Below are 26,727 nucleotides of genomic sequence, written 5' to 3' on the forward strand. Positions count from 1 at the left end.
CCCCCGTGTCATCGCTGTCCTGTGTGTCCTCTCATCTTCTGAACCACCTCGGCAATGAACGCCGACACGGCATCGAGCTGGGTGACGTACGCCCAGTAGTCGGGATGCCTGCCGGTCAGTGTCCCTGCAATTCGGTCGATCCGCTCGAGCTGCGCGTCGAGCACCGACCCCCATTCCCGCACGAGCCCGCGATTGACAGCCAACATCTGGGCGTCGCGGAGGCGAAATCTGATCTCGTTTTCCTTCGCCCGCGGGTTTTCGCGGACCTCCCGCAGCAACAGCAGGCGGTCGGTGACGCCGTCCACTTTCGCTTCGGCGTCGACCAGGTGGGTCCGCGCCGCGGCGGTCAGATCGAGCGCACCCTCCGGGTTTCCCGCGGTCAGCGCGTTTCGAGCCTGTGTGAGATCGGTCTCCGCCTGCCCGATGTGCCTGCGGCTCTCGCGGTCGTTGTGAACGAGGTCGGCCGAACTGGCCGCATTGAACTCGCGCAGCAGCGCCGAGTACGCGGGCGCGAGCCGTTCGGTTCGCGTCTGCACCGCGGCGATCCTCGTCGTCACCGACGACACCGCGTGCGCCGCGTCCCGCTCCTTGGACGGCGCGGCGGCCAGCGCCTTCTCGAGCGCCGCCGACTCCTCCCGGACCCGCGCCGCCGCGTCGCGGACCGGGTTGGCACCCCGGGCGCCCTGCAGCGCCACGACCGCGGCGTCGAGTGCCGCGCCCCGCTCCCGCATCGACGGGTACCCCGCGTACGCGGCCCCCTCGGTCTGCGCGCGCTGCTGCGCGGCGGCGGCGACCTGCAGGGCCTGCTGGGCGAGTTGCGGAACCGCCGCCAGCATCGCGGTCGACTCCTCGAGATGCCCGCGGTGTGTGCGATAGAACTCGTCGAGCGTCTGCGTCGCGGCCACCAGCTGCCGCGTCACCTGCTCGAAGGCGGCGGTCGCCGCCGGCGAGGGGTCGTTGCCGAACTGGTCTTCGGCCGCCAGATACGACGTCGCGGCCTGGTAGCAGCCGTCGCGCACCGGTTCCCATGCCCGCCGGATTCCGCGTTCGGGGGTGAGCTGCCCGGACGCGTCGACGGCCGCGGCGGCAATGCTCTGCCGGTTGTCCATGTCGAGAAACGCTGCGACCATCGTGTCGTGGGCGCGGCGAGCCGAGTCGTCACCCCGGGCTCTTCCTCGGAAGCGTCCCGCCCATCCGCTCGTCACGTTCTGAATCGTACTGGTCGGGGCGACAACACCGGCGGGTCCGGAATCGCCTGTGCACAAACCTGTGGACAGTGCGCGGGATGGGACAAGTCGGACAAATTCATTATCGTGGTGTTGCACGACGAACCCGGAGCTTCGACAGCAGTCGAGGGTCCACCCACCTCCTCTCGAAAGGACCCCTGAATGGGCGTCAGCTTGACCAAGGGCGGCAATGTTTCTCTCACGAAGGAGGCGCCGAACCTGACCGCGGTGGCGGTCGGACTCGGATGGGATGCCCGCTCGACCACCGGCACCGACTTCGACCTCGACGCCAGCGCCATCGGTGCGGGTGCCGACAAGAAGGTCGTGTCGGATCAGCACTTCGTGTTCTTCAACAACCTGCGGTCCCCGGACGGCTCGATCGAGCACATCGGTGACAACACCACCGGTGAGGGCGAGGGCGACGACGAGGTGATCAACGTCAACCTGGCCGCGGTCCCCGCGAACATCGAGAGCATCCTGTTCCCCGTCTCCATCTACGATGCGGAGACGCGGTCGCAGTCGTTCGGTCAGGTGCGCAACGCCTACATCCGCGTCGTCGACCAGGCCAACGGCAACGAGCTCGCCCGCTACGACCTGTCCGAGGACGCGTCGACCGAGACCGCTATGGTTTTCGGCGAGCTGTACCGCCACGGCGCGGAGTGGAAGTTCCGGGCCATCGGCCAGGGCTACGCGTCCGGGCTGGCCGGTATCGCCCGCGACTACGGCGTCAACGTCTGACAGTCGTTTCGATCTTCAGCCGGGGGAGGGTTTCACGGCCCAGACGTGAAACCCTCCCCCGGTGTTCGTCCCCTGCAGTAACCACCCTGCATGCCCACTAGAGAAAGGCCACGCTTCGTGGTTCTGCGCATATTCGGTCTCTCCTTCGCGGTCACGATCGTCTCGCTGATCGTCGCCGCGATCTACGGAGGCCCCCAGGCCGTCCTCCTCGTGCTGATCCTCTCGATCCTCGAGATCTCACTGTCCTTCGACAACGCCGTCATCAACGCCACCGTCCTGCGCCGCATGAGCGACTTCTGGCAGAAGATCTTCCTCACCGTCGGCATCGTCATCGCCGTGTTCGGCATGCGCCTGGTCTTCCCCCTCGTCATCGTGTGGCTCGCCTCCGGCCTCGGCCCCGTCGCCGCCCTCGACCTGGCCCTCAACCCGCCCGCCGACGGCGCCGCGTACTTCCCCGACGGCAGCGCCAGCTACGAAACCCTGCTCACCGACGCACACCCGCAGATCGCGGCGTTCGGCGGCATGTTCCTGCTGATGCTGTTCCTCGGCTTCATCCTCGAAGAACGCGAGATCACCTGGCTGTCCTGGCTGGAGAAGCCCCTCGCCCGCGCCGGCAAACTCGACCAGCTCGCCGTCGTCATCGCCGGCGTCCTGCTGCTGATCACCGCCGCCTACATCGCCCCCGAGGACACCGTCTCCACCGTGATGATCGCCGGCGTCCTCGGCATGGTCACCTACATCGCCGTCAACGGCCTCGGGGAACTGTTCAACACCCCCGAGGAAGGCGAGGACGGCGAGATCGTCGAAGGGTCCGGCGGCCCGACCGCCCTGGCCAAGGCCACCGGCAAGGCCGGATTCTTCCTGTTCCTCTATCTCGAGGTCCTCGACGCGTCGTTCTCCTTCGACGGTGTCATCGGTGCCTTCGCGATCACCTCCGACCCGATCATCATCGCCCTCGGCCTCGGCTTCGTCGGCGCGATGTTCGTCCGGTCCATCACCGTGTTCCTGGTCCGCAAGGGCACCCTGTCGGACTACGTCTACCTCGAACACGGCGCCCACTGGGCCATCGGCGCACTGGCCGTGATCCTGCTGGTCTCCATCGGCTACCACGTCAACGAAAACGTCACCGGACTCGTCGGCGTCGCCCTCATCGGTGCCGCGTTCATCTCCAGCATCATCCGCAACCGCAAGGCAGCCGCCGCGGTCGGCACCCTGGACGACGACGTAGACGAGCAGCAGTCGGTGCCCGTCGGCTAGGTTCTGCCTGTACTCACATCCAGCGGCAGTGCACGTGACTCGGTCACGGGCACTGCCGCTCGACACTGGAAAGGGCACCCATGGGCCGGCTGCTCGAGAAGTCGAAGAAGGTGGTGGAGGCGCAGCTCGCCGGAACCACCATCCGGGCGATACAGGGTTCGATGATCGCCTACGAGGGCAATGTCAGTTTCAAGTCGGCAGGTTTCGGTGGCGGTGACGGGGTGCTCGCCGGAATGAAGCGGCGCGCCACCGGCGAGGCGCTGTCGCTGATGGAATGCTCCGGGAACGGCGTCGTCTACCTCGCGGTGGGCGGCCAGTACATCTCCGTGGTCGACCTCGCGAACGAGACCCTGCAGGTGGAATCGCAGCAGCTTCTCGCGTTGAGCGGCAACCTGAACACCAACGTCACGTTCACCGGACTGCGCGGCGGGGTCGGTGGTCAGGGCCTGTTCACCACGACCGTGTCCGGTCAGGGCCAGGTGGCCCTGCTGTCGGCCGGCGGACCGCTCGTCCACCTGGAGGTGTCGCCGCAGTATCCGCTCGTGGTCGATCCCGACGCGTTCGTGTCGGCCCGCGGGCAGGTGACGCAGTCGTTCGTGACGGATGTGTCGTGGCGCAACGCCGTGGGTCAGGGCAACGGTGAGGCCTTCTCCCTGCGGTGGGACGGTCACGGCGTCGTCTCCATTCAACCGGCAGAGCGGTGAACACCATGGTCTTCTCGAAGGTGAACTCGAAGGTCGTCAAGGTCGACGTCGGCGCGGCGGGGGGTGTGGTGGCCCGCACCGGCGCGATGCTGTTCTACACCGGGCAGGTCCAGTTCTCGCCGCATCAGGTGCCGGGCTCGCAGTCCATGGCCGGCATGGGTGGATTCACCCGGATGGCCGGACGCATGATGCAGGGCGAACACGAACGCACGATGCTCGCGCAGGGGCAGGGCGAGGTGCACTACGGCCACGCCGGGCTCGAGGTGCACGTCGTCGACATGTCGCAGGGCGGCGCGCTGTGCGTCGAGGCGTCCCGGCTGCTCGCGCACAATGCGGGACTGCAGAGTTCGGTGATCTCCGTGACCAGTCAGGGTGGCGGCGGTGGACGCGGCATGCTCGGCGCCCTGCGCGGCGCGGCCGCGGGCGCACTCTCCGGGACGGGGATGTTCACGACGCAACTGTCGGGGTACGGGTCGGCGGTCCTGCTCGCGCACGGCGGTTTCATCGAACTGCCTGTGGGCGGAACGAATCCGGTGTTCGTCGACCCCGACGCGTTCGTCGGCACGTACGGAAGCGTTCAGGTGGAACTGAAGTCGGCTGTCGGCTGGCGCGAGGCCATGGGCCGCGGCGTCGGGGAAGCCATGCAACTGCAGTGCACGGGTCAGGGCATCGTCTACGTTCAGGCTTCGGAGGAGAAACTGTGACCGCCATCCACAACCCGTCGACACTCGGCGCCAGCGACAACATTCCCGACAACAGCTACGCCTTCTGCATCGACCTCACCGCGCCGTGGTTCATCCGCAAGGGTGCGATGATCGCGTACTACGGCCAGATGCAGTTCCAGGCCCTGACCCACGGATTGCACGGCGCCGCACTGCACATGGTGGCCAACCAGTTCTCGGCACCGCTGTACATGGGCGATTACGCGGTGGCCGAAGGTTTCGGGAAGCTGATCATCGGCGACCGCGGTTACGACATCAACTCCTACGACCTCGACGACGGCAACCTCACCATCCGGGCGTCGAATCTCCTTGCGTTCGAACCGGGTCTGGCCCTGAACCAGTCGATCGTGCCCGGATTCCTGACGCTCATCGGCACCGGCAAGTTCCTGGCGTCGTCCAACGGTCCGGTGATGTTCGCCGAACCTCCGCTGCGCATCGACCCCGAGGCGCTCGTCGGCTGGGCCGACTGCCCGTCCCCGAGTCACCACTACGACCAGGGGTGGATCAGCAACTTCCTCGCCGCCGGCGCCCACATGATGGGAATCAACTCCGGGGAGGAACGCCAGTTCGACTTCACCGGCGCCGGAACGGTTCTGATCCAGTCGAGCGAGAAGGTGCTCAGCGACACGCATGTCGTGCGCAGTATCGAGGGCCAGATCCACGGCATCACCCCGAGCGGTCTGCAACGACTCAACGGCGTGATCGCGGCCAAGCTGGCGGAGCAGCCTCGCTGACCGTCAGGAGATTGCCAGGCTGAGCGAAGAGTTGTGGCAGGGACGGGGAGCAATCTGATCTGTGTCAGGAAGTTCTGACACAGCATCCGATACGTTCCAGGAGGAACCGCATGAAGTCCGTCGTGACCAAGGCCGTCGCAACCAGTGGTATCGCCCTCGCAGCCCTCGGCATCGGGGCAGGCGTCGCCAGCGCCGACCCGGTGAACCACAACCCCGCCCCCGCTCAGCAGCAGCAGGCCCCGCAGCCCCAGCACGACCAGCAGCACAACCAGCAGGCGCCCGCGCCGAGCCCGCACGGATTCTGGTTCTTCGGCACCTGGGTTCCCCTGCCCTGATCTGCGTTCCCTCGCAGGACGAAGGTGCCCTTCGACGCTCCCACGGCGCCGAAGGGCACCGTCGTATTTCTACCGTGTGGGCCCGTCTACCGTGTGGGCCGCAGACTCGGGTTCGGACCGAGAGTGATCGTGCGGGTTCTCGGAAGAAGTCCGATCGCTTTCCACCCGACGGTCAGTGTGATCGTCCCCGACTCCGGATAGTCGCTGATCCAGTAGTGCGGCGCGGAGTGATATTCGGACGCACCCTCGGCGCCCGGCACCGACGGCGAATGGGGGTGGCGGGGATCGGCGACGCCCTCCACGTCGTCGACGCGAACGTTCACCGCGAGATACGACCATCGCGCCGACGGATCGTCGGGATCGTCGAGCGGACGCGTCTCGTGGCGCGCCAGATCGGCGGATCTGCCCCTCGCGGTCAGCTCGATGTGCAGCAGCATGCCCGTGGGGTGGGCGACGACCTCCGACAGGCGCAGACTCAGATCGCGGCTCGTCACGAGCTCGACCGGCCCGTGCACCGCGACTCCCTCCGTGGCGGGCGGTGGTGCCGCCGGCCACCGCCTCTTGCGCATGCCTCAATCGTCCCACCGGCTCCGACCGGCTGCCACAGCTACGTTTCGCCGGCTCAGGGCACGCCTGCCGGAACACCTCGACGAGTTCGCCCGCCGTCACCGATGCCCTCGCCGTCCGAGTGTCGGGGTGTCCCGGTCGCGATCCGGGGCACACCTACCGACGAGTAGGGCTTCCCGGTCGGAAAACATTGGCCGATAACGTGTTCCAGGACGTTCTCGGCTACTCGCTGGTACGCATTCCCGGGTGGGATCCGCGGTTCTTCTCGGGTACGCTCTCGTGATCCCGAGCCGGAAGGACCACACGTGAACGACTCATATCTCGTCATCGGCGAAACGACCGTGGCCCGAAGGGTCTGTGCATCCCTCCGCGAAAGGGACTTTCAGGTACGTCACCTCGTCGCTCCGGACGATGACGAGCTTCGACTGGCCATGGCGGACGAACCCCGCGCGATGGCGGTGCTGGTGCGGGACGACGTCGTGGCGCTGCGGTACGCGCTGGCGGCCGCGCACATCTCGGCGTCGGTTCCGTTGATGGTGACGATCTTCGACCGCACGGTCGCAGATCAACTCGCGTATCTGCTGCCGCAGTGCGAGGTGACGTCGCCCGCCGACCTCGCCGCGCCCACGCTTGCGGGGCCCTGTCTGGATCCGGACCTCGTCGCGGCCCGGCACGCGGGCGACCAGATGCTGACGGTCCGGATGATCGACGGTCACCCGGAGGGCGCGCACGTCGACCTGCCCCGGCGGAACTGGTGGCGGATGGCGGCGACCGGCGCGACCGGTCTGCTGCGGTCCCACGACATCGGCACCCGCATTCTGCTCGGCGGGCTCGCGGGTCTGCTCGCCGTCCTGTTCGCCGACTGGATGTGGTTGATCCTCGGTCAGCACGTGGCACCGCTCGACGCGTTCAACGAAGCGGTGCGGGTGGTGACCACCGTGGGTCCGGGAGCCGAGACCCACGGCAGTCCCGCCTACGCGGTGTTCGCCTCCGTGGCGATGCTCTTCACCGTTGTGTTCACGGCGATGTTCACCGCCGGGATCATCGAGCGCCTCCTCGGCCCCCGACTGGTCGGTCTGGTGGGCAGCCGCGTCCTGCCCCGCTCCGGGCACGTCATCGTCGTCGGTCTCGGCCAGGTCGGGCTCCGGCTCTGCCGGGAACTGCAGGCTCTCGGCGTCGCGGTGGTGGGCGTCGAACGCGACCCGCACGCCAAGAACCTGCGGCTCGTGCGGTCGATGAACATCCCGACCGTGGTGGGCCACGGCGGCGACCGCGGACTCCTCGAACGGCTCGGTGTCGGCCGCGCCCTCGCGCTGGCCGCCGTCGGTTCCGACGACCTGGACAACATCGCGGTGTCGGTGGCGGCGCAGGCCGTCTCGCCCGGACTGCGACTGGTGCTGAGGGCCGGGGAGCAGGAGGCGATCGCGGAGACGCGGTCGCTGCTGCGGCTCGGGATCATCCGTGACGTCACCAGCCTGAGCGCCACGTACATGGTGGCCAAGCTGATCGGCCTGCAACCGCAGGGCGTCGTGGCGGACGGCAGCCACCTCTACCTGGAGGTGCCGGCGGCGGACGGCTCGGAGCCCGACTTCACCGAGTTGCCCGTGTCACCGCGGATGAGCTGCCGGCACCTGGTCACCGCGTAGCGGCCTAGCCGGTCACGGCCAGCGCGTCGATCTCGACGAGCATGACCTCGTGCGGGAGGTCGACGAACACCGTGGTCCGGCACGGCAGCTGCCCGCTCGGCACGTTCTCGGCGATGAATTCTCCGTACACGTCGTTCATCGCGGAGAAGTCGTCGCGGGTGGTGAGGTAGACGCGGAACATCAGCACGTCCTCAACGCTCGCGCCGCCGGCCTCGAGGATGGCCTTGACGTTCTCGAGGGTGCGGCGGGTCTGCTCTCGGACGTCGCCTTCGGCGATGTACTTGTTGGTGACGGGGTCCATCGGTCCCTGCCCCGACACCTGGAGCATGTTGCCCTTCTTGATGCCCTGGCTGAACGTGTGCGCGGGGGCGGGGGCGCCTTCGGTGCGGATGACGGTGGTGTCGGACATGTCGATTCTCCTGTGTGTGTTAACTTTTCGAGCGGACGGGTGGTCAGGGCTGGGCGCGGTATCCGCAGTCGCGGGAGATCCGTGCCCCCACTGCCTGGAGGGGTTCGAGTAGGTCGAGGACGCGTTCGTAGCTGAGCACGACGTCGGGCACCGAGACGGAGACGGCGGCGACGACGCGACCGGACGCGCCGCGAATGGGCACGCCGATGCAGTTGACGGACGGCTCGTTCTCCTCCTGATCGTGCGCCCAGCCCTGCTCCCGGACCATGCGGATCTCGTCGAGGTAGCGTTCGGGCGTCGTGATCGTGTTGGCCGTGCGGGAGGAGAAGTCCATCGAGTCGACGATCGGCCGCAGCTCGGAATCCGGCAGGTCGGCGAGGATCACCTTCGCGACCGCGGTGGAATTGAGGTTGGCGCGCAGACCGATTCGCGAGTACATCCGGATCTGATCGTGCGATTCGAGTTTGTCGATGTACACCACGTCGCCGCCTTCCATCGCGGCGAGGTGCGTGGTGCGGCCGTATTCGCGGTTGAACGCGACGAGGTGCGGTGACGCGATGCGCCGCACCTCCCGCTGATCGGTGGCCTGCGCGGCGAGCTCGAAGATGCGGGAACCGAGGTGGTATTGGTTGCTGTTGTCCCGGAACGTGAACCGCTCGTCGGACAGCGTCCGGAGCAGCCGTAGCACCGTGGTCTTGTGGACACCGGTGGATTCGGCCAGCTGGTCGAGGTTGGCGGGGCCGTTGCCCAGCTGCACCAGCAGATGCAGGGCACGGGAGACACTCTGACTCATCCGTTCACTCCACTTTCCCGAGAGAGAAGCCGTCGGCGGTGACGATTGTTGCCGCCCAGTCCGATTCGGAACATCCGAGCAGGGCGTCGAGCACGTCGGCGGGCGGCGGCGCCGCCGAGTCCGCCGCCACCGTCAGGGTGGCCGCGGCGCCGATGTGCCCGCGGCGCAGGCAGCGGGGCTGGTCGTCGCCGCGCACGATACCGCTGAGATACCCGGCAGCGAATGCGTCACCCGCGCCGACGGGTTCGACGACGTCGACGTGGAGCGCGGGGACCGCGACACTCCGGCCACTCCGGTCGACGGCCAGCGCGCGATGCGCTCCGTCCTTGACGACGACAGTGGCCGGCGCCGGCAGGAGAAGCCGCAACTCGTGCGGATCCGCGGTGCCGAGGACGCGCTGGGCCTCGTCCGCGCCGACGAGCACCAGGTCGGCGAGGTTCGCCAGTTCCACGACCATCCGCGGGTCGCCGTCCGGCCACAGTTGCTCACGCCAGTTGACGTCGAAGCTGACGACACCGGGAATGCCCGGCCGGTCGCGGAGCAGTCGCCGCATCAGTGCGAGGCACGAATCGGACAGGGCCGGTGTGATTCCGCTGCAGTGCACCACGCGGGCCCGGCCGAACAGTTCCGCGACGGCCGGTGTGTCGAGGAATGCGGGATCCATGGCGGACGCCGCCGAACCCGCCCGGGAATACCGGCTGTCGGTCCGCGGCTCACCGTGCTCGTCGAGGGCGGTGGTCTTCGAGTAGTGCGCGGTGGGCCTGACGGGATCGACCTCGACGGCGCGGACGTCGACCCCCCGGGCTTGCAGTTCGGTGCGGATGAGGGCGCCGAATTCGTCGTCGCCGAGCCTGCCGACCCAGGCGGCCGGGACACCCAGCGCGGCGAGCCCGGCGGCGACGTTCGCCTCGGCGCCGGCCAGGTGGAGCGTCGAATCCGGGGCCACGAGAACCATCGCCTCACCGAGGCACGCGACACCGGACTCGGGGGTGGGGGTCGATTCCTGCACTTGTTACCTCTACGACTGCTCGGACCGGCACGGGATGGCGTTTCGAGGGCCCGCGCCCCGGCGATGCATGCCACACCGGACCGTTGACGATGACCCAGCCCAATGCTAGACATAGGTGACGCAAAAACGCAATCAACGTTGCATATAGCGCAACGTAGCACTTCAAGTGCCCTTCCTCTGACGAGGGCAAGTCCCACAGAACCCGAACGACAGGATCGACGATGACCATCAGCGGACCGGACACACTCGATTCCCGCGCCCTGGCGGAGCTCGACGAGTTGCGCTTGTCCGACGTGGACAAGGCCCTCCCCTCCGCCGCCAACGGCCGGACCAAGACCGAGTTCCTCGCGACGCAGCCGAGACTGTCCGCCTTCAGCACTCCGGTGATGGTTCTCGACGAGACGGCCATCGCCGGCAATCTCGACACCATGGCGGCGTGGTGCGCCGCGCACGGCGTCGACCTCGCTCCGCACGGCAAGACGACGATGTCTCCGGTGCTGTGGGACCGGCAGATCCGCAGCGGCGCGTGGGGCATCACGCTGGCGAACTTCGGTCAGCTCCGGGTGGCCGTGCGATTCGGTGCCCGCCGGGTGCAGATCGCGAATTCGCTCGTCGACCCGACCGCGTTGCGGTGGCTGGCCGAGCAGATGGAGACGAACCCGGACCTCGAGGTCCTGATGTGGGCCGACTCCCCGCAGACGGTCGACGCGATGACCGCGGCACTCGCGGACGTCACGGTGGTCCGGCCGCTGCCCGTGCTGGTCGAACTCGGCGGCGAGGGCGGACGCACCGGCGCCCGATCGGTGGCCGAGGCCGTCGCGGTGGCCGACCGGATCGCGGAGAGTCCCGCACTGCGGTTGGCCGGCGTCTGCGGGTACGAGGGCGCGCTCGCGCACGACGCGTCCGAGGAGTCCCTCACAAGGGTCCGGACCTACCTTCGGTCGATGGCCGAACTGCATCGGAGGCTGGCGACCGAGGGTCGCTACCCGGAGGGGCAGGACGTCTACGTGACCGCCGGCGGCAGCGCCTACTTCGACGTCGTCGCCGAGGTTCTCGCCGAACTGGCCGGTGGGAGAACCAAAGTGGTGGTCCGTGCCGGCGCCTACATCATTCACGACGACGGCTTCTACACCGGGATCTCACCGTTCGGCCGCAGCGACGACGCCCAGGCGCGCCGGCTCACGTCGGCGATGCATACGTGGGCCCGGGTGGTGTCCCGTCCCGAGCCGGGTCTCGCCCTGCTCGACGCCGGCAAGCGCGACGTCCCGTTCGACGAGGGCCTGCCCACCGCGCAGGTCGTCGCGGACCAACTCGGGTCGACGCCGCGTCCCCTCGTCGGCACCGAAGTGACCGCCGTCAACGACCAGCACGCGTTCCTGCGGCTCGATCCCGCACGGCCCGAACACGATCTGCGCGTCGGGGACGTCGTCCGCCTCGGCCTGTCGCACCCGTGCACCGCGTTCGACAAGTGGCGGTGGATACCCGTCATCGGTGACGACTCGGACGATCCCGTCGTCGTCGACCTGATCCGCACCTTCTTCTGATCCCCCGCCGAGGACTTCCCACCATGACCACACTGATCCGCTCCGCCACCGTCGTCGACGGCTCGGAGTCGCCGCGGTACCGCGCCGACGTGCTCGTCGACGGAGACCGGATCGCCGACATCTGGCCCGAGGCAGACCACTCCGTCACCGAACGTCCCGCCGCGGACCGCGTGATCGACGCCGAGGGACTGGTACTCGCGCCCGGTTTCATCGACATGCACGCCCATTCCGACCTGCAGATCCTGATCAACCCCGAACATCCGTCGCGGATCACCCAGGGCGTCACCACCGAGGTCCTCGGCCAGGACGGACTGTCCTACGCGCCCGTCACCGACGACGTGCTCGCGGTGGTGCGGCGCAAGATCGCCGGCTGGAACACCGACCCGGAGGACTTCGACTTCTCCTGGCGGAGCGTCGGCGACTACCTCGACCGGCTCGATCGCGGCATCGCCACCAACGTCGCGTATCTCGTCCCGCACGGGGTGGTCCGGGCGCTGGTGGTCGGCTGGGACGACCGGCCGGCGACGCCGTCCGAGATCGAGGAGATGCAGCGGATCGTGGCGCAGTCCATGGCGGAGGGTGCGGTCGGGTTGTCCGCCGGGCTGACCTACACGCCGGGGATGTACGCGGACAACGAGGAACTGCTGGCACTGTGCCGGACCGTCGCGCAGTACGGCGGCTACTTCTCCCCGCACCACCGGTCCTACGGAGCCGGCGCGATGGAGGCCTACGCCGAGATGATCGACCTGACGTCGCGGGCCGGGTGCGCACTGCATCTCGCTCACGCCACGCTGAACTTCGGACCCAACAAGGGCCGCGCCCCCGAACTGCTGGCCCTGCTCGACGAGGCCGAATCCGCGGGTGCCGACATCAGTCTCGACACCTACCCATACCTTCCCGGCGCCACCACGCTGTCGGCGATCCTGCCCAGCTGGGCGTCGGCGGGCAGCATGGAGCAGACCCTCGACCGGCTCCGGGATCCGGTTGCCCTCGAACGCATCCGGGAGCACCTGGAGGTCACCGGATCCGACGGTTGCCACGGGGTGATCGCCGAGTGGCACACCCTCGAGATCAGCGGTGTGCAGAACGCGGAACTCGACGGCTACGTAGGGAAGACCGTCGCGGACATCGCCGCCGCCGAGAACCGCGACCCGTTCGACGTGTGCATCGACATCCTGATCCGCGACCAGCTGGGCAGCGGCATCCTGCAGCACGTCGGCCACGAGGAGAACGTGCGCGCGATCATGCAGCACCCCCGGCACACCGCCGGCAGCGACGGATTGCTCGTCGGCGGGAAACCGCACCCCCGCGCGTGGGGAACGTTCGCGCGGTACCTCGGGCACTACAGCCGCGACCTCGGTCTGATGTCCCTCGAGGAGTGCGTCGGTCACCTCAGCGGCCGGGCTGCCACCCGGTTGCGCCTCGTCGACCGCGGATTCGTCCGCCGCGGATACGCCGCCGACCTCGTGCTGTTCGATCCGGACGCGGTCGCCGACACCGCGACGTACGCGCAGCCGCGCCGGGCGGCGGCCGGGTTCTCCCACGTCTTCGTCCGCGGCTGCCTCGCTCTCGAGGACGGCCGCCTCACCGGTGCCACCGCCGGAAGATCGTTGCGCCGCGAAGAAGGAGGAGCAGTCCGATGACCGAGATCGACATCCTGCGTGCCGACCGGGTCCTGACGGTGGTACGCGCGGAGACCATCCCCGATGCCACCGACCTGTGCCACGCGCTCGCCGACGGCGGAATCCGGACCGTCGAGCTGACGTTCACCACACCGGACGTGCTCCACCATCTCGGCCGCGCCGCCGACGCCGCAGCCGCGGCAGGCAGCATCCTCGGCGTCGGCACCGTGATGACCGGCGATCAGGCCGCGGCCGCGATCGACGCAGGCGCCCGGTTCCTCGTCACCCCCGGCATCCGTCCCGACGTCGCGAAAGTCGCTACGGGACGGTCGATTCCCGTCTTCCTCGGCGCGTTCACCCCGACCGAGGTGGCCATGGCCGTCGATCTCGGCTCCGCCGCGGTCAAGATCTTTCCGGCCAAGCGGCTCGGCCCCGACTACCTGTCCGACCTGCACGGCCCGTATCCCGGCGTCGAACTCCTGCCGTCGGGCGGCATCAACGATTCCAATGCCCGCCAGTTCCTCGACGCCGGCGCCCTGGCCGTGTGCGCGGGCACCAGCGTCGTTCCACCGGCCAGTGTCGCCGCGGGCAACTGGACCGACATCACCGACCGCGCACGCGCGTTCGTCACCGCGCTCTCGGCCTGAGCATCCCCTTCCCCTCTTCCTGGAGACGCAATGACGTCGTTCGTCGACTGGCTGCAGCACGACACAGCCGGACTCCTCACTCTCGCAGCGGTATCCATCGGCGTGCTGCTGGTCCTCATCATCAAGCTCAAGCTCGAGCCGTTCATCGCGCTGATCGTCGTCGGCGTCGGTGTCGCTCTCATCGCGGGAGTGTCGGTGGTCGAACTGGTCGGCACCCCCACGTCGGCGGCCGACTCCATACTGGAGAAGGGCTTCGGCGGGATCCTCGGGCACATCACGCCGATCATCGGTCTGGGCACCGTCCTCGGCGCGATGATGGAACGCTCCGGCGGCGCCGACGTCCTCACCGAACGACTCCTGAAGTTGTTCGGCCCCAAGGGCGCCCCGCTGGCGATGGGCGTCACCGGCCTCGTCCTCGGCATCCCCGTCTTCTTCGACATCGGCATCTTCATCCTCGCGCCGCTCGTGTATGTGGCGGCGAAGCGCGGCGGCAAGTCGCTGGTGATGTACGCGATGCCGATGCTGGCGGGCCTCTCCATGACCCACGCGTTCCTGCCGCCGCACCCGGGCCCCGTCGCCGCGGCCGGTCTGCTGCACGTCGACATGGGCTGGATCATCATCATGGGCCTCGCGTGCGGTATCCCCGCATGGTTCGTCAGTGGCGTCGTGTGGGGCACCTGGATCGGCAAGCGCGTGATCATCGAGGTCCCGGACGAGTTCATCCCGGAGGAGCGGGAAGCCTACGAGAACCCGCCGCCGCTCTGGCTGATCTCGTTCATCATCCTGGTGCCGATGGTCCTGATCCTCGGTGCGACCGTCGGCAACGTGGTCCTCGACGAAGGCTCGACGCTGCTGTCGGTCCTGATCTTCCTCGGCACACCCACGATCGCGCTGACCATCGCCGTCCTGCTGGCGCTGTATCTGCTGGGGACCCGGCGCGGAATCACGGCGCAGGAGATCGCGGCGATGTCCGCGGCGGCGTTGAAGCCGGTCGGCATGATCCTGCTGGTCGTCGGTGCCGGCGCGTTCTTCGGCGCGGTGCTGCGTGCCACCGGGGTCGGGCAGGCCCTCGCCGACTCGATGGACGCACTCGGTCTCCCGGTCATCCTGTCCGCGTACCTGATCAGCTGCGCGCTGCGCATCGCCCAGGGCTCCGCGACCGTCGCGATCGTCACCACCGCGGGCGTCATCGAACCGGCCATCGCCGCGGGGAACTATACGTCCGCGCAGACCGCGCTGATCGTGATCGCCGTGTCGGCCGGATCCATCATCGCCAGCCACGTCAACGACGGCGGATTCTGGATCGTGTCACGCTATTTCAACATGTCGGTGAAAGACACCCTGAAGACGTGGACGGTGCTCGAGACGATCCTGTCGGTGGTCGGCTTCGCGATGGCGTCGCTGATCTGGGTGCTCGTCTAGCCGCCTTCTTCTTCGTCGCGCAGCACCCGTGCCGCACCGGCGAACGTCCGCACCTGCCGGTCGTCCCAGACATGGGCCGGCACACCGCCACCGAGCAGCGTGCGGACGAGAGCGGGGTCTTCGCCGATCGGCACGTCGCTGCCCGCGATCACGATGTTGCCGTACCGGCGGCCCTTGAGCATGGCGGGATCGGCGATGACGGTGGTGTGCGGGAACACGCTGCCGATGGTCGCCGCCTCCCGGCGTGCCAGCACGAGATCGCGGGTGTCGCCGCAATTGACCGCGTAGATCCCGCCCGGCGCCAGCACCCGCCGCACGTGCCCGGTGAACTCCGCAGTCGTCAGCGGCGCCGGAGTGGTGTTGCCGGCGAAGACGTCGCGCACGATCAGGTCGCGGCTCGATTCCGTCAGCGTCTCGGTCACCGCCCGCGCCTCACCGACCCGCAGTCGCAGCAGCGGGGCCCGCGGCAGGTCGAACCACTCGCGCACCAACTCCGCGAGCCGGCCGTCGAGTTCGACCACCACCTGCCGGGCGTCCGGGTACCGGGCGGCGAGATGCCGGGCCAGCGAGCAGGCGCCGCCGCCGAGGTGCAGGGCCCGCACCCGCTGCTCCCTCCCCCAGTGCGAGGCGACCAGTTCGGCGATCCACCGCATGTACTCGAAATCGAGGTGGGTGGGATCGGACAGGTCGATGTGGGAACTCTCGACCCCGTTCACCTTCAGCACCCAGCCGTGCGGGTTCAGGTGATCCTCCGCGAGTTCGCACGTCCCCGTGTCGATCGGATACACCCCGGCGACGGGACCCCCGTCGGAAGTCCGGGCAGCCCGACCGCCGCGCTGCCTGCCCATCGTCCGTCGTCCCTACTGCTCGCACCGTCCACTCGCGCCTGCTGCGAGAATCGTGCTCCCACGATACCGGGACCACGCGCGGGTGACCTACCGTGGAGACGCGCACGAGAAGGGAAGACGATGGAACCTCAGGAAGTCGACTTCGCGCACACCGAGGGCGCAGCGAAACGGCGACGCGAGAAGGCGACGGGACTCGCGCGGTACGTGTGGGATCGCGGGATCAGCGGTCAGGAACTCCTCGACCTGACCGACACCACGCTGCGGAAACTCGCCCGGGCGGCCGGGTCGAACCCGCCCAGCACCATGGAAACCTGGATCACCGTCGTCGAACTGCTCGAGCAGAAGACCGCGTGGGCGGAGCGCCACCCCGACCATCCCGCCGCCACCCCGGCGCACCGCGACGAGAAGATCATGTGGGTGAAGCCGCCGATCGTGCCCTGGACCGACTGACCCCCCTGTGAGTACTTGTTAACCGCGGGCGGTTAACAAGTACTCACAGGCGGAGCATGAGGATTCGGTCGTCGCCGTCGCCCGGGTTGCCGCGACCGTCGCGGTTGCTGGTGCTGAACCAGAGGTCGCCGCCGGGTGTCGCGACGACGGTGCGCAGTCGCCCGAATTCGCCCTCGAACAGCGACTGCGGTTCGCCGAGTGTTCCGTCGCCGCCCACCGGGATCCGCCACAGTCGTTCGCCGCGCAGCGCCGCCACCCACAGCGAACCGTCCAGGAAGGCGATCCCGGACGGGGACGCGTCGCCGGTCGGCCACTGGACCACCGGGTCGACGAAACCCGCCTCGCCGGACTTCCCCTCGACCTCCGGCCATCCGTAGTTGGCGCCGGGTCGGATCAAGTTCACTTCGTCCCAGGTGTTCGCCCCGAACTCGGTGGCCCACATGCGGCCGGCGTCGTCCCACGCGAGGCCCTGTACGTTGCGGTGCCCGAGCGACCACACGGGTGAGCCGGGGGTGGGATTGTCTGCCGGAATCGACCCGTCGGGGTTGATCCGCAGGATCTTGCCGCCGAGCGAGGACGGGTCCTGCGCGCGGGGCCGGTCTCCGGCTTCCCCGGTGGCGACGTACAGCTTGCCGTCCGGGCCGAACGCGATCCGGCCGCCGTCGTGGATCGATCCGGCGGGGATGCCCGTCAGGATCGGGGTCGGCTCACCGAGGCCGGTGCCGTCGAACCGCAGGGTGACCACCCGGTTGTCGTCGTTCGTGGTCAGATACGCGTAGATCGTCCGATCCGAGGCGTAGGCGGGCGAGACGGCCAGGCCGAGCAGACCCGATTCGCCCTGCGCCGCCACACCGGGCACGTCGCCGACGACGGTCGTGTCGCCGTTCGCCTGCAGGTGCCGGACGGTGCCGCTGTCCCGTTCGGCGATCAGCGCCGTCCCGTCCGGCAGGAGCGCAATCCCCCACGGCACGTCGAGGTCGGACGCGACGACGGCCGGTTCGCCCCCGGACGGCGCCGCGGCGGTCGTCGACACCTGCGCGGAATTGCCCTCGGACTGGCAGGCCGCGCACGAGAGCACCACCAGCACCACGGTAACCGCGAAAAGTCGCTGTCCCATGGGTGTCCTCCCGTCGCGCGACCGCACGCTGTCCATCCTCCCCCAGGTGAGTGGCAATGTGTCCTCGCACACGCATCTTCACTCACGTGGGGCTGCGGGTGCCTAGACTCGACGTCATGGCCACGTCCTCCAGAGCCGGTGCGACAACGGTGATCGACGCCCGACGTTCGGCGGGTAAGGCGGCCCGCGAGGCACTCCCCCGCAAGGCGCAGGGTGCGTTCGTCCTTCCGGAGCGCGACCCGGTGGCGGTGATCGAAGCGCAGAACGCGACCCGGCTGCAGTCGCTGGTGCCGATCCGGATCGGACGCATGCTCGAATCACCGTTCGCCCTGTACCGCGGCTCGGCCGCGATGATGGCGCACGACCTCGCCGACTCACCGGTCACCGGATGTCAGGTCATCGCCTCCGGCGACGCCCACCTCGCCAATTTCGGGTTGTTCGCCTCACCCGAACGCCGGATGCTGTTCGACCTCAACGACTTCGACGAGTCGTACCCGGCGCCCTGGGAGTGGGACGTGCGCCGGCTCGCCGCGAGCGTATGGATCAACGGGCGCGACAATTCGCACACCGAGGAGCAGTGCGCCGCATCCACCGCTGCCGCCGTCCGCTCCTACCGGAGCTCCCTGGCGGGGCTGTTTCAGCTGACCGCCACCGAGCGGTACTACTTCCAGGAAGAGACGGACGTTCTCGAGCGTGATCCGAGCGCGCAGAAGCGCGAGATCCGGGCGGTCACTCAGAAGGCCCGAAAGCGGACGTCCGAACAGGTGCTCCGCAAACTGACCACGACGGAGGAGGGCGGCCGGCCGTTCATCGTCGATCAGTTCCCCGTCATCCGCCACTCCGAGAACTACGACCTGGGCCGCATCACCGAGCTCTACCTGCTCTACCTCGCCACCCTGCGCGCGGACATCCGGCTGTTGCTCACACAGTACGAGGTGGTCGACTACGCCATGCGGATCGTGGGAGTGGGCAGCGTGGGAACCCGCTGCTGGTTGATTCTGCTGCAAGGGCCCGCGGGCGAGCCGCTCTTCCTGCAGGCCAAGGAAGCCCCCCAGTCAGTCCTCGAGACACACGGGAAGGTCGCGACCGCACCGGAATCGATCATTCGTGCCGTCTCCCAGAACGGCCAGGGGTCCCGGGTCGTCGGCGCGCAGCGAATCCTTCAGGCGCAATCGGATCCGTTCCTGGGATGGGTACACAGTGTGGAGGGCGACGACGGACGTCTGCGCGACTTCTACCTCCGCCAGTTCCGCGACATGAAGGGGTCCGTCGACCTGCACACCCTGGATCCGGCGCGGTTGGCCCGGTACGCGAGGCTGTGCGGGGCGATGCTCGCCCGCGCGCACAGCCAGAGCCCCGGATCCGCGTTCGTGACCGGGTATCTCGGCAACGGGGATGCCTTCGACCGGGCCGTCACCGACTGGGCCCGCCTCTACGCGGATCAGTCCGAGAAGGATTACGACGCGCTGCGGACGGCAGTGAAATCGGGGCGGCTTCCTGCGGAGAAAGGACTGTAGCGAGCCACGGTAGGATGGCGGCGTGCGCGCATCAGGGGGCTGCTGAGGTGGCCGAGGAACGGTACTTCCTCGAGTCCCTGGACCGCGGTTTGAGCGTCCTCGAATGCTTCGACGATCAGCACCGTGAGCGCACTCTGAGCGAGGTGGCGCAGGCCGTCGGGATCACCCGGTCCACCGCGCGGCGCATTCTGCTCACCCTGGTGGACAAGGGATTCCTGCGGCTCGACGGCCGCAACTTCTCGCTCACACCGCGCGTGCTCCGGTTCGGCTTCTCCTACCTCGCCGCGCTGCGGCTGCCGCAGGTCGCGGATCCGCACATCGAGGCTCTCGCGAAGGAACTGGGCGAAACCATCTCGGTGACCATCCTCGACGGCCCCGACGTGGTGTACGTGGCGCGGGTGCGTTCACCGCGAATCATTCGCATCTCCATCACGGTGGGCATGCGGTTTCCCGCGTACGCGACGTCTACGGGACGTGTTCTGCTGGCCGGACTTTCGGCCGACGCGCTCGACGACTACCTGAAGTCCACCGCATTCCGGTCGTTCACACCCCACACGATCTCCGACGCCGAGCAACTGCGCGCGGAGGTCCGGACGGTTGCCGCGGACGGCTGGTCGATGTCGGAGAACGAACTCGAGATCGGCATCCGCGGGGCGGCCGTGCCCATCCGGGATCGGACGGGCACGGTGGTCGCCGCCCTCAACTCTTCGCTGCAGGGCACCCAGTACACGCGGGAGGACGTCGAGGCGTCGGTGGTGCCGAGCCTGGTGGCGACCGCGGAACGGATCGGTGCGGATCTGCCCCTCGGCTAGCCGTCAGTGCTCAGCGCGCGTTCTCGAGCGTGGCCGACGTGTCGGCGTCCGACACCGCCGCACCCGAATCGGGCTGCAGCCGCCACGCGATCAGGGCGCTGACGATGCAGCCGCCGGCCAGGTACACGGCCACGAGGTGCCAGGACCCACTGCTGGCGGTGACCAGGGCAGCCGCGATGAAGGGGGTGAAACCGCCGCCGATCGCGCTGGCCACCTGGTAGCCGACCCCGGCGCCGCTGTAGCGGTACTCCGCGCCGAACATCTCGGTGAACAGCGGTTGCTGCACGCTGACCACCATGTCGTGCGAGATGTTGACGAGGAGCACGGCGAAGATGACGGTCCCGATCATCGAGCCGTTCTCGAGGACGACGAAGAACGGGAACGCGCACACCGCGCCGATCAGCGCACCGAGGATGTACACCCGCCGACGGCCGTGCTTGTCGGACAGCCAGGCGAACAGCGGGATCGTGCCGATGCCCACGGCGCCGACGAGCAGACCGACGTTAAGCATGAAGTTGCGCTCCATGCCCAGTTCCTTGGTGGAGTAGCTGAGCGCGAACGTGGTGACGATGTACATGGAGAAGAGTTCGGCGAAACGCAGACCGATGATCTGCAGGAATGCCTTCGGGTGGTTGCGCAGCGCCTCGACGAGCGGAATCCGCTTCTTCTCCTGCGTGTGCTGCTCCTCTTCGACCTTCTCGACCTTTTCGACGAACTCGGGGCTCTCATGCACGCCGGCGCGGATCCACAGGCCGATGCCGACGAGGACGACGCTGGCGATGAACGGCACCCGCCAACCCCATTGGCTGAACGCGTCCTCGGTGGTCAGGTTGCTCATGAGCATGACGAATCCGGTGGCGAGGATGAGCCCGACCGAGTAGCCGACCTGCACGCCGCTGCTGTAGAACGCCTTCTTCTTCGGCGGCGCGCTCTCCACCGCCATCAGCGCGGCGCCACCCCACTCGCCGCCGACGGCGAAGCCCTGGATGGCACGCAGCGCGACGAGCAGGACCGGCGCCCACCAGCCGACTGCGGCGAACGACGGCAGCAGTCCGATCAGGGCGGTGCTCGTGCCCATGATCAGCACGGTGAGGATCAGCATCCGCTTGCGTCCGATGCGGTCGCCGTAGTGGCCGAACACCACGCCGCCGAGGGGACGGAACAGGAATCCGACGCCGAACGTCGCGAACGCGGCGAGCGTCCCGATCGCCGGGCTGACGTTGGGGAAGAACTCCGAGTTGAAGACCAGGGCCGCCACCAACCCGTAGAGCAGGAAGTCGTACCAGTCGATGACCGCGCCGACGAAACTGCTCAACGCTGCGCGTCGCGCCTGCTTCTCGGCCGCCGGGGTGAAGGCGTGATCGCTCATTCCGCTGTCCCGTCTTGGTTGGTGCCAGATCCGTTCGTATACCGAACGCATGTCCGCTGGTTGAATAATGTGACGGTAGCCATAGCGTTTACGCGTTGTCAAGACAGCGCGGGTGCGCGGTACTGCCGTTTCGTCCAACCGGGCTGCTCGAAATTCACCGAATCGGAGGTACCTCCGCCTCCGCGACTCGTACACACTTTCCCGAATCAGCGACGCACATCACATCCGGAGTAGCGCCGAAGGGATTTCTCCATGTCAGGTACCACCGATCCGCAACTTCAGCACTCACTGAAGAAGCGGCACCTCTCGATGATCGCTATCGCGGGGGTGATCGGCGCAGGCCTCTTCGTGGGCTCCGGGGTCGCGATCCGCGAGACGGGCCCCGGCGTTCTGGTCGCCTATGCACTCGCGGGCATCGTCGTCATCCTGGTGATGCGCATGCTCGGCGAGATGTCGACCGCCAACCCCGAGACGGGATCGTTCTCGGCGTACGCGGACCGCGCGATCGGAAGGTGGGCCGGATTCAGCATCGGCTGGCTCTACGCCTGGTTCTGGATCATCGTCCTCGGCATCGAGGCGACGGCCGGTGCCGTCATCATGAACCGCTGGATCCCCGACGTCCCGCAGTGGAGTTGGGCACTGATCCTGATGGTGCTGCTCACGCTGACGAACATCGCGTCGGTGAAATCGTTCGGCGAGTTCGAGTTCTGGTTCGCGTCGATCAAGGTGGCGGCCATCGTCATCTTCCTCGTGCTCGGCGTCCTCGCAATCTGCGGAGCCCTGCCCGGCGTCGAAGCACCCGGACTCACCAACCTCACCGGTCACGGCGGATTCTTCCCCAACGGGGCCGGTGCCGTGTTCGCGGCCGTGCTCGTCGTCGTGTTCTCGTTCTTCGGCGCCGAGATCGCCACCATCGCGGCCGGTGAATCCGCGAACCCCGTTGCCGCCGTGCGCAACGCCGTGCGCTCCGTCGTGTGGCGCATCCTCATCTTCTACATCGGATCCATCGCCATCGTCGTGACGCTGCTGCCGTGGGACGACGCGTCCGTCGCGCTGAGCCCGTACGTCGCCGTCATGGACTCGTTCGGCATCCCGGCGGCCGGCAACATCATGGACGTCGTGGTGCTCACGTCGGTGCTGTCGTGCCTGAACTCCGGGCTGTACACGGCGAGCCGGATGATCTTCTCGCTCTCCCGCCGCGGCGACGCCCCGGCCGCACTGTCGAAGATCGGCTCGTCCGGCGTCCCGCGCCAGGCCGTTCTCGTCTCGACGGTCGTGGGCTTCCTGACGGTGGGCCTCAACTACCTCTACCCGGACACGGTGTTCCTGTTCCTCGTCAACTCCTCGGGAGCGATCGCGCTGTTCGTGTGGCTGGCGATCTCGGTCTCGCAGCTGCGGATGCGGCGCCGGCTCGAGGCGGAGGGCAAGGACCTCACGCTGAAGATGTGGCTGTTCCCGTACCTGACGTGGTGCACCATCGCCGCCATCATCGCGCTGTGCGTCGGCATGCTCGTGCTGCCGGAGACCAGGAGCCAGATGTATGTCTCGATGGGACTCGCCGCCGTGGTGGTCGGAATCGGGATCTACCGCCAGCGCACGCGCGGCGCCACCGGCGAGACACCGGATCCCACGACCGCCGGCGAAACGGTCGACGCCCTCCGGCCTTGACGTTCACCGTTCTCATCGTGAACGGTAGTGCGCTCACTGAACACGGCGTACAGTCCCGCTTCGGAAAGGCCGGACCCACCGGCCCGAGGAAGGACCGACGCTCATGAGATGGGCAATTCTCGGTGCGAGCAACGTCGCTGCCACGCGCGTGCTCCCCGCGTTGCGCGAATGCGGGCAGACAGCGGCGGTGGTGCTCAGCGGTGACGTGGCGCGCGCGGAGGACTACCGGCGGACACACGACATCGAGTCAGCCACCGGCGACCTGCGCGCGGCCGTGGGCGGGGATGTCCAGGCCGCCTACATCTCGTCGACCAACGACAAGCACTTCGACCACGCGATGGCCGCGATCGACGCGGGTCTGCACGTGCTGTGCGAGAAGCCGCTGTCGTTCGACGTCACTCAGGCGCGGAAGATGGTCGACGCGGCCGCATCCGCGGGGGTGGTGTTCGCGACGAACCATCACCTCCGCAATCACCCCGTCCACCGCGCGGCACGACAGTTGCTGGCCGAGGGCGCAATCGGCGACGTCCTGTCGGTGCGGGTGAGCAACGCGATCCTGCTGCGCCAGGCCCTGCGCGGGTGGCGTCTCGGCGGCGTCGGCGGCGGGGTCGCCCTCGACCTCGCGGTGCACGACCTCGACACGCTCCGCTTCGTGACCGGGATGGAACCGGCCACGGTGACGGCGGTCGGTGTGTGCCAGGGGCTGAGCGACGGTCCCGCGGACGCCGTGATGACGAGCGGCGTCCTCGGCACGTCCACGCTGTTCTCGCTCCACGACGCGTACACGGTCCCGGACGCCGTCACGGGTTTCGAGATCCACGGCACCACGGGCACTCTCGTCGCGCGCGACTGCATGCGTCCCGATCCCACCGGCACGCTGCGGATCGTCGCGGACGGGTGCGACACGGCCGTCCCGCTCGAGGCCGTCGACAACCTGTACGCACCCGGCATCCGGGCGTTCGTCGATGCCGTCCGCGGGGCCGGTGAGCCCGTGGCGACGGGACTCGACGGGCTGCGGTCGGTGACGGCCGCGCTGGCGATCCTGCAGTCGATCGACGAGGGCCGGGCGGTCCGGGTCGCTACATGATCAAACCGCTGGGACGGCGCCGCAGCGGCGACTGTTCCTGCACGGGCATCGAATTCGGCGGGACGGGGTAGGGCGCACCGGCGTTGAGCGTCCCGGCGGCCACGTTCGGCCCGCACTGCGCGATCGCCGCCTGCAGGCGTGGGCCCGGGTCCGTCATCGCGGGCACGCCGGCGTTCGGTGCCGACGAGAAGTCGAATGCCGACGTCATGTCGCCCACGGCGCGGCGACGCCAGTCGGTGAGGTTGGGGACGGGAACGCCGAACCGCTTCTCGAGCAGTCGCAACTGCGACGTGTGGTCGAACGTGTCCGACGCGACGAGTCCGCCGCGGCTGTACGGCGAGATGATCAGCGACGGCACCCGGAAACCGAGGCCGATCGGACCCGGATTGTTCTCGCTCTCCGACACCGTGTTCAACGGAACCGTCAGGTATTCGCCCGGGGTGCCCGGCGGCGGTGTGGGTGGGGTGACGTGGTCGAAGAAGCCGCCGTTCTCGTCGTAACTGATGATCAGCGCCGTCTTCTCCCAGATCGCCGGGTTGGACGTGAGGATGTCGAGCACCTCGACGATCCCGACCGCGCCCGCGGCCGGGGGCAGCGCCGGGTGCTCGCAGGTGAAGATGTTGGGCACGATCCAGGACACCGCGGGCAGGGTGCCGGCCGCGACGTCGGCCCGGAAGTCGTTCGGATACGTCGGATCGAGCCCGCGTCGGGCGAGTTCCGAAGTCGGGTCGCTGTATTGCTTGAAGCAGCCCAGCATTCCGTCGAGCGCGATACTCGACACGGGCCCGAGATCCTTGTTGGCGTACACCTTCCAGCTGACGCCGGCCTCCTGCAGGTTCTCCGGGTAGGTGCGCCAGGAGTAGGCGAACCTGGGGATCACCGTCGGTGTCTCGACCAGTGGACCACCGGCCAGACCGTCCGGATCGATCGTTCCCGTCATCCAGTACAGCCGGTTCGGGTCCGTCGGTCCGAGCACCGAGCAGAAGTAGTGGTCGCAGATCGTGAATGCGTCGGCGAGGTCGTAGTGCACGGGGATGTCGGCCCGCGTGTAGTAGCCCATCGTCGCGGGACCGTTGAGCGGCCCCTCGTGCGCGACGTGCACCGGCATCCACCGGTCCATCGCGCCGCCGTTCCACGCGTCGTGCTGCGGACCCCACGCATGGGTCGGGTCGTTGATGCATTCGCCGTCGAGGTGTGTGCCCTGCGTGGTGTCGAGGCGGAACGGCTCGAGATACCCGGTCGGGGTCGGCCCGGCACCCGGCGTCCAGCCGTACTGTTGCCACGCCGGCGACGGGTCGTCGAAGCCGCGCACCCCCGACAACGTGCCGTAATAGTGGTCGAACGACCGGTTCTCCTGCATGAGGTAGACGAAGTGCTCGATGTCGTTCAGCGATCCGCTGCCGCCCGGATCCTGCGCGTAGGCGCGGTCGATGACCGGGCCCGCCCACGAACTGAGGAATGCGGCGCCCCCGGCCGCTGCGGCGGAGGCGAGGAACTTGCGACGCGAGATGTCCGATGCCGGGGTCACGGATCGTGACGGTAGTCGCTGCGGACGCCGCCCGCCCGGTGAATGCGCGGGTTGCCCTACCGCGGGCCGAACGGCACGTCACCCTCCAGCGTGATGCGGTGCATCACGCGGTGCTGGGTTCCGTAGTCGCGGTTGGCGTAGTGCACGGTGCTGCGGTTGTCCCACAGCACGAGATCGCCGAGCCGCCAGCGGTGGCGCACGATGTGCTCGGGTTTGGTGAGGTGCGCGTAGAGGAAGTCGAGGATTCCGCGGCTCTCCGCCTCGGACACTCCGGCGATGTGCGACGTGAACCCCGGGTTCACGAAAATGCCCCTGCGCCCCGTCTCCGGGTGCACCCGCACGACGGGATGCTCGACGGGCACGAGTGCCGTGACTTCCTCACCGTCCCAGACGTTTCCCTTACCGCCACGTTTCTGCGCGAGGTAGTACCCGAACTCGCGGTTGCCGTCGTGTACCGCCGTCAGCTGATCGATCATCTGCTGCACGGGCAGCGACAGCGACTCGTACGCGAGTTGGCTGTCGGCCCAGTTGGTGTCGCCGCCGTGCGGCGGGAGGACGACGGGGCGGAGGATCGATCCCAGCGGCGGGCGCTTCATGAACGTGACGTCGGTGTGCCACACGTCGGCGAACCCGTTGTCCTGACTGTCGAGCGCGTACACCTCCTGCGCGACGTTGCCGCTGTCGTGGACGGGGTGGCCTGCGGTCAGCTGCCCGAGCCGGCGACCGAACTCGATGTGGCTCCTGTCGTCGAGCGACTGGCCCCGCAGGACCAGAACCTTGTGTTCGGTCAGCGCCGACCGAATCGCGGCCACCTCGTCGTCGGTTGCGGTGGCGACGTCCAGGCCGATGATCTCGGCGCCGAACGACGGGCCGAACTTGTCGAGCGTCAGCGACGCCGCTCTGGTCTCGAATGCAGTGCTCATGATTTCTTTCGCGAAGTTGTCGAGGGTCGGCCC

General features: G+C 68.2%; 26 protein-coding genes. 16 read left to right on the forward strand and 10 right to left on the reverse strand.

Annotation, left to right across the window (positions count from 1 at the left end; translation table 11 throughout):
- Positions 1 to 8: 8 nt before the first annotated feature.
- Positions 9 to 1,130, reverse strand: coding sequence for a hypothetical protein (locus ACFTWF_RS13485; protein WP_378461810.1), 1,122 nt, complete (start codon positions 1,128 to 1,130; stop codon positions 9 to 11).
- A 258-nt stretch (positions 1,131 to 1,388) separates the two neighbouring features.
- Here ACFTWF_RS13485 and ACFTWF_RS13490 point away from each other — a divergent pair, with 258 nt between their 5' ends.
- From ACFTWF_RS13490 to ACFTWF_RS13515, 6 genes are all read left to right on the forward strand, one after another.
- Positions 1,389 to 1,964: a TerD family protein gene (locus tag ACFTWF_RS13490; protein ID WP_087555181.1), complete on the forward strand. Its 576-nt coding sequence runs from the start codon at positions 1,389 to 1,391 to the stop codon at positions 1,962 to 1,964.
- A 117-nt stretch (positions 1,965 to 2,081) separates the two neighbouring features.
- Positions 2,082 to 3,221 (forward strand): DUF475 domain-containing protein, encoded by a 1,140-nt coding sequence (locus ACFTWF_RS13495; protein ID WP_378461707.1) that lies wholly within the window; start codon positions 2,082 to 2,084, stop codon positions 3,219 to 3,221.
- Positions 3,222 to 3,301: 80 nt separating this feature from the next.
- Entirely contained in the window at positions 3,302 to 3,925 is a 624-nt protein-coding gene (locus tag ACFTWF_RS13500; RefSeq protein WP_185725762.1) for an AIM24 family protein, read from the forward strand.
- A 5-nt stretch (positions 3,926 to 3,930) separates the two neighbouring features.
- The gene (locus tag ACFTWF_RS13505; RefSeq protein ID WP_378461708.1) at positions 3,931 to 4,629 is read left to right on the forward strand and encodes an AIM24 family protein; all 699 of its coding nucleotides are present in this window, start codon (positions 3,931 to 3,933) and stop codon (positions 4,627 to 4,629) included.
- Positions 4,626 to 5,381 (forward strand): AIM24 family protein, encoded by a 756-nt coding sequence (locus ACFTWF_RS13510; protein WP_011595185.1) that lies wholly within the window; start codon positions 4,626 to 4,628, stop codon positions 5,379 to 5,381. The genes ACFTWF_RS13505 and ACFTWF_RS13510 overlap by 4 nt, the downstream gene beginning before the upstream one ends.
- 110 nt (positions 5,382 to 5,491) lie before the next feature.
- Positions 5,492 to 5,716: a hypothetical protein gene (locus ACFTWF_RS13515; RefSeq protein WP_378461709.1), complete on the forward strand. Its 225-nt coding sequence runs from the start codon at positions 5,492 to 5,494 to the stop codon at positions 5,714 to 5,716.
- A gap of 86 nt (positions 5,717 to 5,802) precedes the next feature.
- Here the strand turns inward: ACFTWF_RS13515 and ACFTWF_RS13520 are convergent, their stop codons facing one another.
- On the reverse strand, positions 5,803 to 6,285 hold the full coding sequence (locus ACFTWF_RS13520; RefSeq protein WP_378461710.1) for a hypothetical protein: 483 nt from the start codon (positions 6,283 to 6,285) through the stop codon (positions 5,803 to 5,805).
- A 303-nt stretch (positions 6,286 to 6,588) separates the two neighbouring features.
- Here ACFTWF_RS13520 and ACFTWF_RS13525 point away from each other — a divergent pair, with 303 nt between their 5' ends.
- The gene (locus tag ACFTWF_RS13525; protein ID WP_378461711.1) at positions 6,589 to 7,929 is read left to right on the forward strand and encodes a potassium channel family protein; all 1,341 of its coding nucleotides are present in this window, start codon (positions 6,589 to 6,591) and stop codon (positions 7,927 to 7,929) included.
- A gap of 4 nt (positions 7,930 to 7,933) precedes the next feature.
- Here ACFTWF_RS13525 and ACFTWF_RS13530 read toward each other — a convergent pair whose 3' ends face one another.
- The 3 genes from ACFTWF_RS13530 to ACFTWF_RS13540 are packed head-to-tail and all read right to left on the reverse strand — an operon-like array spanning position 7,934 to position 10,140.
- A complete protein-coding gene (locus tag ACFTWF_RS13530) occupies positions 7,934 to 8,338 on the reverse strand; it encodes a RidA family protein (RefSeq protein WP_378461712.1) in 405 nt (134 codons plus the stop codon).
- Positions 8,339 to 8,381: 43 nt separating this feature from the next.
- Positions 8,382 to 9,131, reverse strand: coding sequence for an IclR family transcriptional regulator (locus ACFTWF_RS13535; RefSeq protein ID WP_378461713.1), 750 nt, complete (start codon positions 9,129 to 9,131; stop codon positions 8,382 to 8,384).
- Positions 9,132 to 9,135: 4 nt separating this feature from the next.
- The gene (locus tag ACFTWF_RS13540; protein WP_378461714.1) at positions 9,136 to 10,140 is read right to left on the reverse strand and encodes a sugar kinase; all 1,005 of its coding nucleotides are present in this window, start codon (positions 10,138 to 10,140) and stop codon (positions 9,136 to 9,138) included.
- A 221-nt stretch (positions 10,141 to 10,361) separates the two neighbouring features.
- Here ACFTWF_RS13540 and ACFTWF_RS13545 point away from each other — a divergent pair, with 221 nt between their 5' ends.
- Genes ACFTWF_RS13545 through ACFTWF_RS13560 form a run of 4 tightly spaced genes read left to right on the forward strand, consistent with a single transcriptional unit; the run spans position 10,362 to position 15,375 of the window.
- The gene (locus ACFTWF_RS13545; RefSeq protein WP_378461715.1) at positions 10,362 to 11,684 is read left to right on the forward strand and encodes an amino acid deaminase; all 1,323 of its coding nucleotides are present in this window, start codon (positions 10,362 to 10,364) and stop codon (positions 11,682 to 11,684) included.
- Between the two features lie 23 nt (positions 11,685 to 11,707).
- A complete protein-coding gene (locus tag ACFTWF_RS13550; protein ID WP_378461716.1) occupies positions 11,708 to 13,327 on the forward strand; it encodes an amidohydrolase family protein in 1,620 nt (539 codons plus the stop codon).
- On the forward strand, positions 13,324 to 13,953 hold the full coding sequence (locus tag ACFTWF_RS13555; RefSeq protein WP_378461717.1) for a bifunctional 4-hydroxy-2-oxoglutarate aldolase/2-dehydro-3-deoxy-phosphogluconate aldolase: 630 nt from the start codon (positions 13,324 to 13,326) through the stop codon (positions 13,951 to 13,953). The genes ACFTWF_RS13550 and ACFTWF_RS13555 overlap by 4 nt, the downstream gene beginning before the upstream one ends.
- A 30-nt stretch (positions 13,954 to 13,983) precedes the next feature.
- Positions 13,984 to 15,375: a GntP family permease gene (locus ACFTWF_RS13560; protein ID WP_378461718.1), complete on the forward strand. Its 1,392-nt coding sequence runs from the start codon at positions 13,984 to 13,986 to the stop codon at positions 15,373 to 15,375.
- Here ACFTWF_RS13560 and ACFTWF_RS13565 read toward each other — a convergent pair.
- Positions 15,372 to 16,223, reverse strand: a complete 852-nt coding sequence (locus ACFTWF_RS13565) for a spermidine synthase (RefSeq protein ID WP_378461719.1) — start codon at positions 16,221 to 16,223, stop codon at positions 15,372 to 15,374. The genes ACFTWF_RS13560 and ACFTWF_RS13565 overlap by 4 nt on opposite strands.
- A 120-nt stretch (positions 16,224 to 16,343) precedes the next feature.
- Here ACFTWF_RS13565 and ACFTWF_RS13570 point away from each other — a divergent pair, with 120 nt between their 5' ends.
- Positions 16,344 to 16,673: a hypothetical protein gene (locus ACFTWF_RS13570; RefSeq protein WP_378461720.1), complete on the forward strand. Its 330-nt coding sequence runs from the start codon at positions 16,344 to 16,346 to the stop codon at positions 16,671 to 16,673.
- 43 nt (positions 16,674 to 16,716) lie between these two features.
- Here the strand turns inward: ACFTWF_RS13570 and ACFTWF_RS13575 are convergent, their stop codons facing one another.
- Complete coding sequence (locus tag ACFTWF_RS13575) at positions 16,717 to 17,790, reverse strand: PQQ-dependent sugar dehydrogenase (protein WP_378461721.1); 1,074 nt, start codon at positions 17,788 to 17,790, stop codon at positions 16,717 to 16,719.
- Between the two features lie 98 nt (positions 17,791 to 17,888).
- Here ACFTWF_RS13575 and ACFTWF_RS13580 point away from each other — a divergent pair, with 98 nt between their 5' ends.
- Positions 17,889 to 19,307, forward strand: coding sequence for a DUF2252 domain-containing protein (locus ACFTWF_RS13580; RefSeq protein WP_378461722.1), 1,419 nt, complete (start codon positions 17,889 to 17,891; stop codon positions 19,305 to 19,307).
- A gap of 14 nt (positions 19,308 to 19,321) precedes the next feature.
- Positions 19,322 to 20,119 (forward strand): IclR family transcriptional regulator C-terminal domain-containing protein, encoded by a 798-nt coding sequence (locus ACFTWF_RS13585; RefSeq protein ID WP_378461723.1) that lies wholly within the window; start codon positions 19,322 to 19,324, stop codon positions 20,117 to 20,119.
- Positions 20,120 to 20,129: 10 nt separating this feature from the next.
- Here the strand turns inward: ACFTWF_RS13585 and shiA are convergent, their stop codons facing one another.
- Positions 20,130 to 21,488: a shikimate transporter gene (shiA, locus tag ACFTWF_RS13590; RefSeq protein WP_378461724.1), complete on the reverse strand. Its 1,359-nt coding sequence runs from the start codon at positions 21,486 to 21,488 to the stop codon at positions 20,130 to 20,132.
- Between the two features lie 252 nt (positions 21,489 to 21,740).
- On the opposite strand from shiA, the gene ACFTWF_RS13595 reads away from it, so the two are divergent.
- Together ACFTWF_RS13595 and ACFTWF_RS13600 are read left to right on the forward strand one after the other, a co-directional pair.
- On the forward strand, positions 21,741 to 23,156 hold the full coding sequence (locus ACFTWF_RS13595; RefSeq protein ID WP_378461725.1) for an amino acid permease: 1,416 nt from the start codon (positions 21,741 to 21,743) through the stop codon (positions 23,154 to 23,156).
- Between the two features lie 103 nt (positions 23,157 to 23,259).
- Complete coding sequence (locus ACFTWF_RS13600; RefSeq protein ID WP_378461726.1) at positions 23,260 to 24,243, forward strand: Gfo/Idh/MocA family protein; 984 nt, start codon at positions 23,260 to 23,262, stop codon at positions 24,241 to 24,243.
- On the opposite strand, the gene ACFTWF_RS13605 is transcribed toward ACFTWF_RS13600, so the two are convergent.
- Together ACFTWF_RS13605 and ACFTWF_RS13610 are read right to left on the reverse strand one after the other, a co-directional pair.
- The gene (locus ACFTWF_RS13605) at positions 24,236 to 25,771 is read right to left on the reverse strand and encodes a phospholipase C (RefSeq protein ID WP_378461727.1); all 1,536 of its coding nucleotides are present in this window, start codon (positions 25,769 to 25,771) and stop codon (positions 24,236 to 24,238) included. The genes ACFTWF_RS13600 and ACFTWF_RS13605 overlap by 8 nt on opposite strands.
- Before the next feature lie 56 nt (positions 25,772 to 25,827).
- A complete protein-coding gene (locus ACFTWF_RS13610) occupies positions 25,828 to 26,694 on the reverse strand; it encodes a TauD/TfdA dioxygenase family protein (protein ID WP_378461728.1) in 867 nt (288 codons plus the stop codon).
- Positions 26,695 to 26,727 lie beyond the last annotated feature (33 nt).

The sequence above is a fragment of the Rhodococcus sp. NPDC056960 genome (assembly GCF_042674125.1).
Classification (GTDB): Bacteria; Actinomycetota; Actinomycetes; order Mycobacteriales; family Mycobacteriaceae; genus Rhodococcus_F.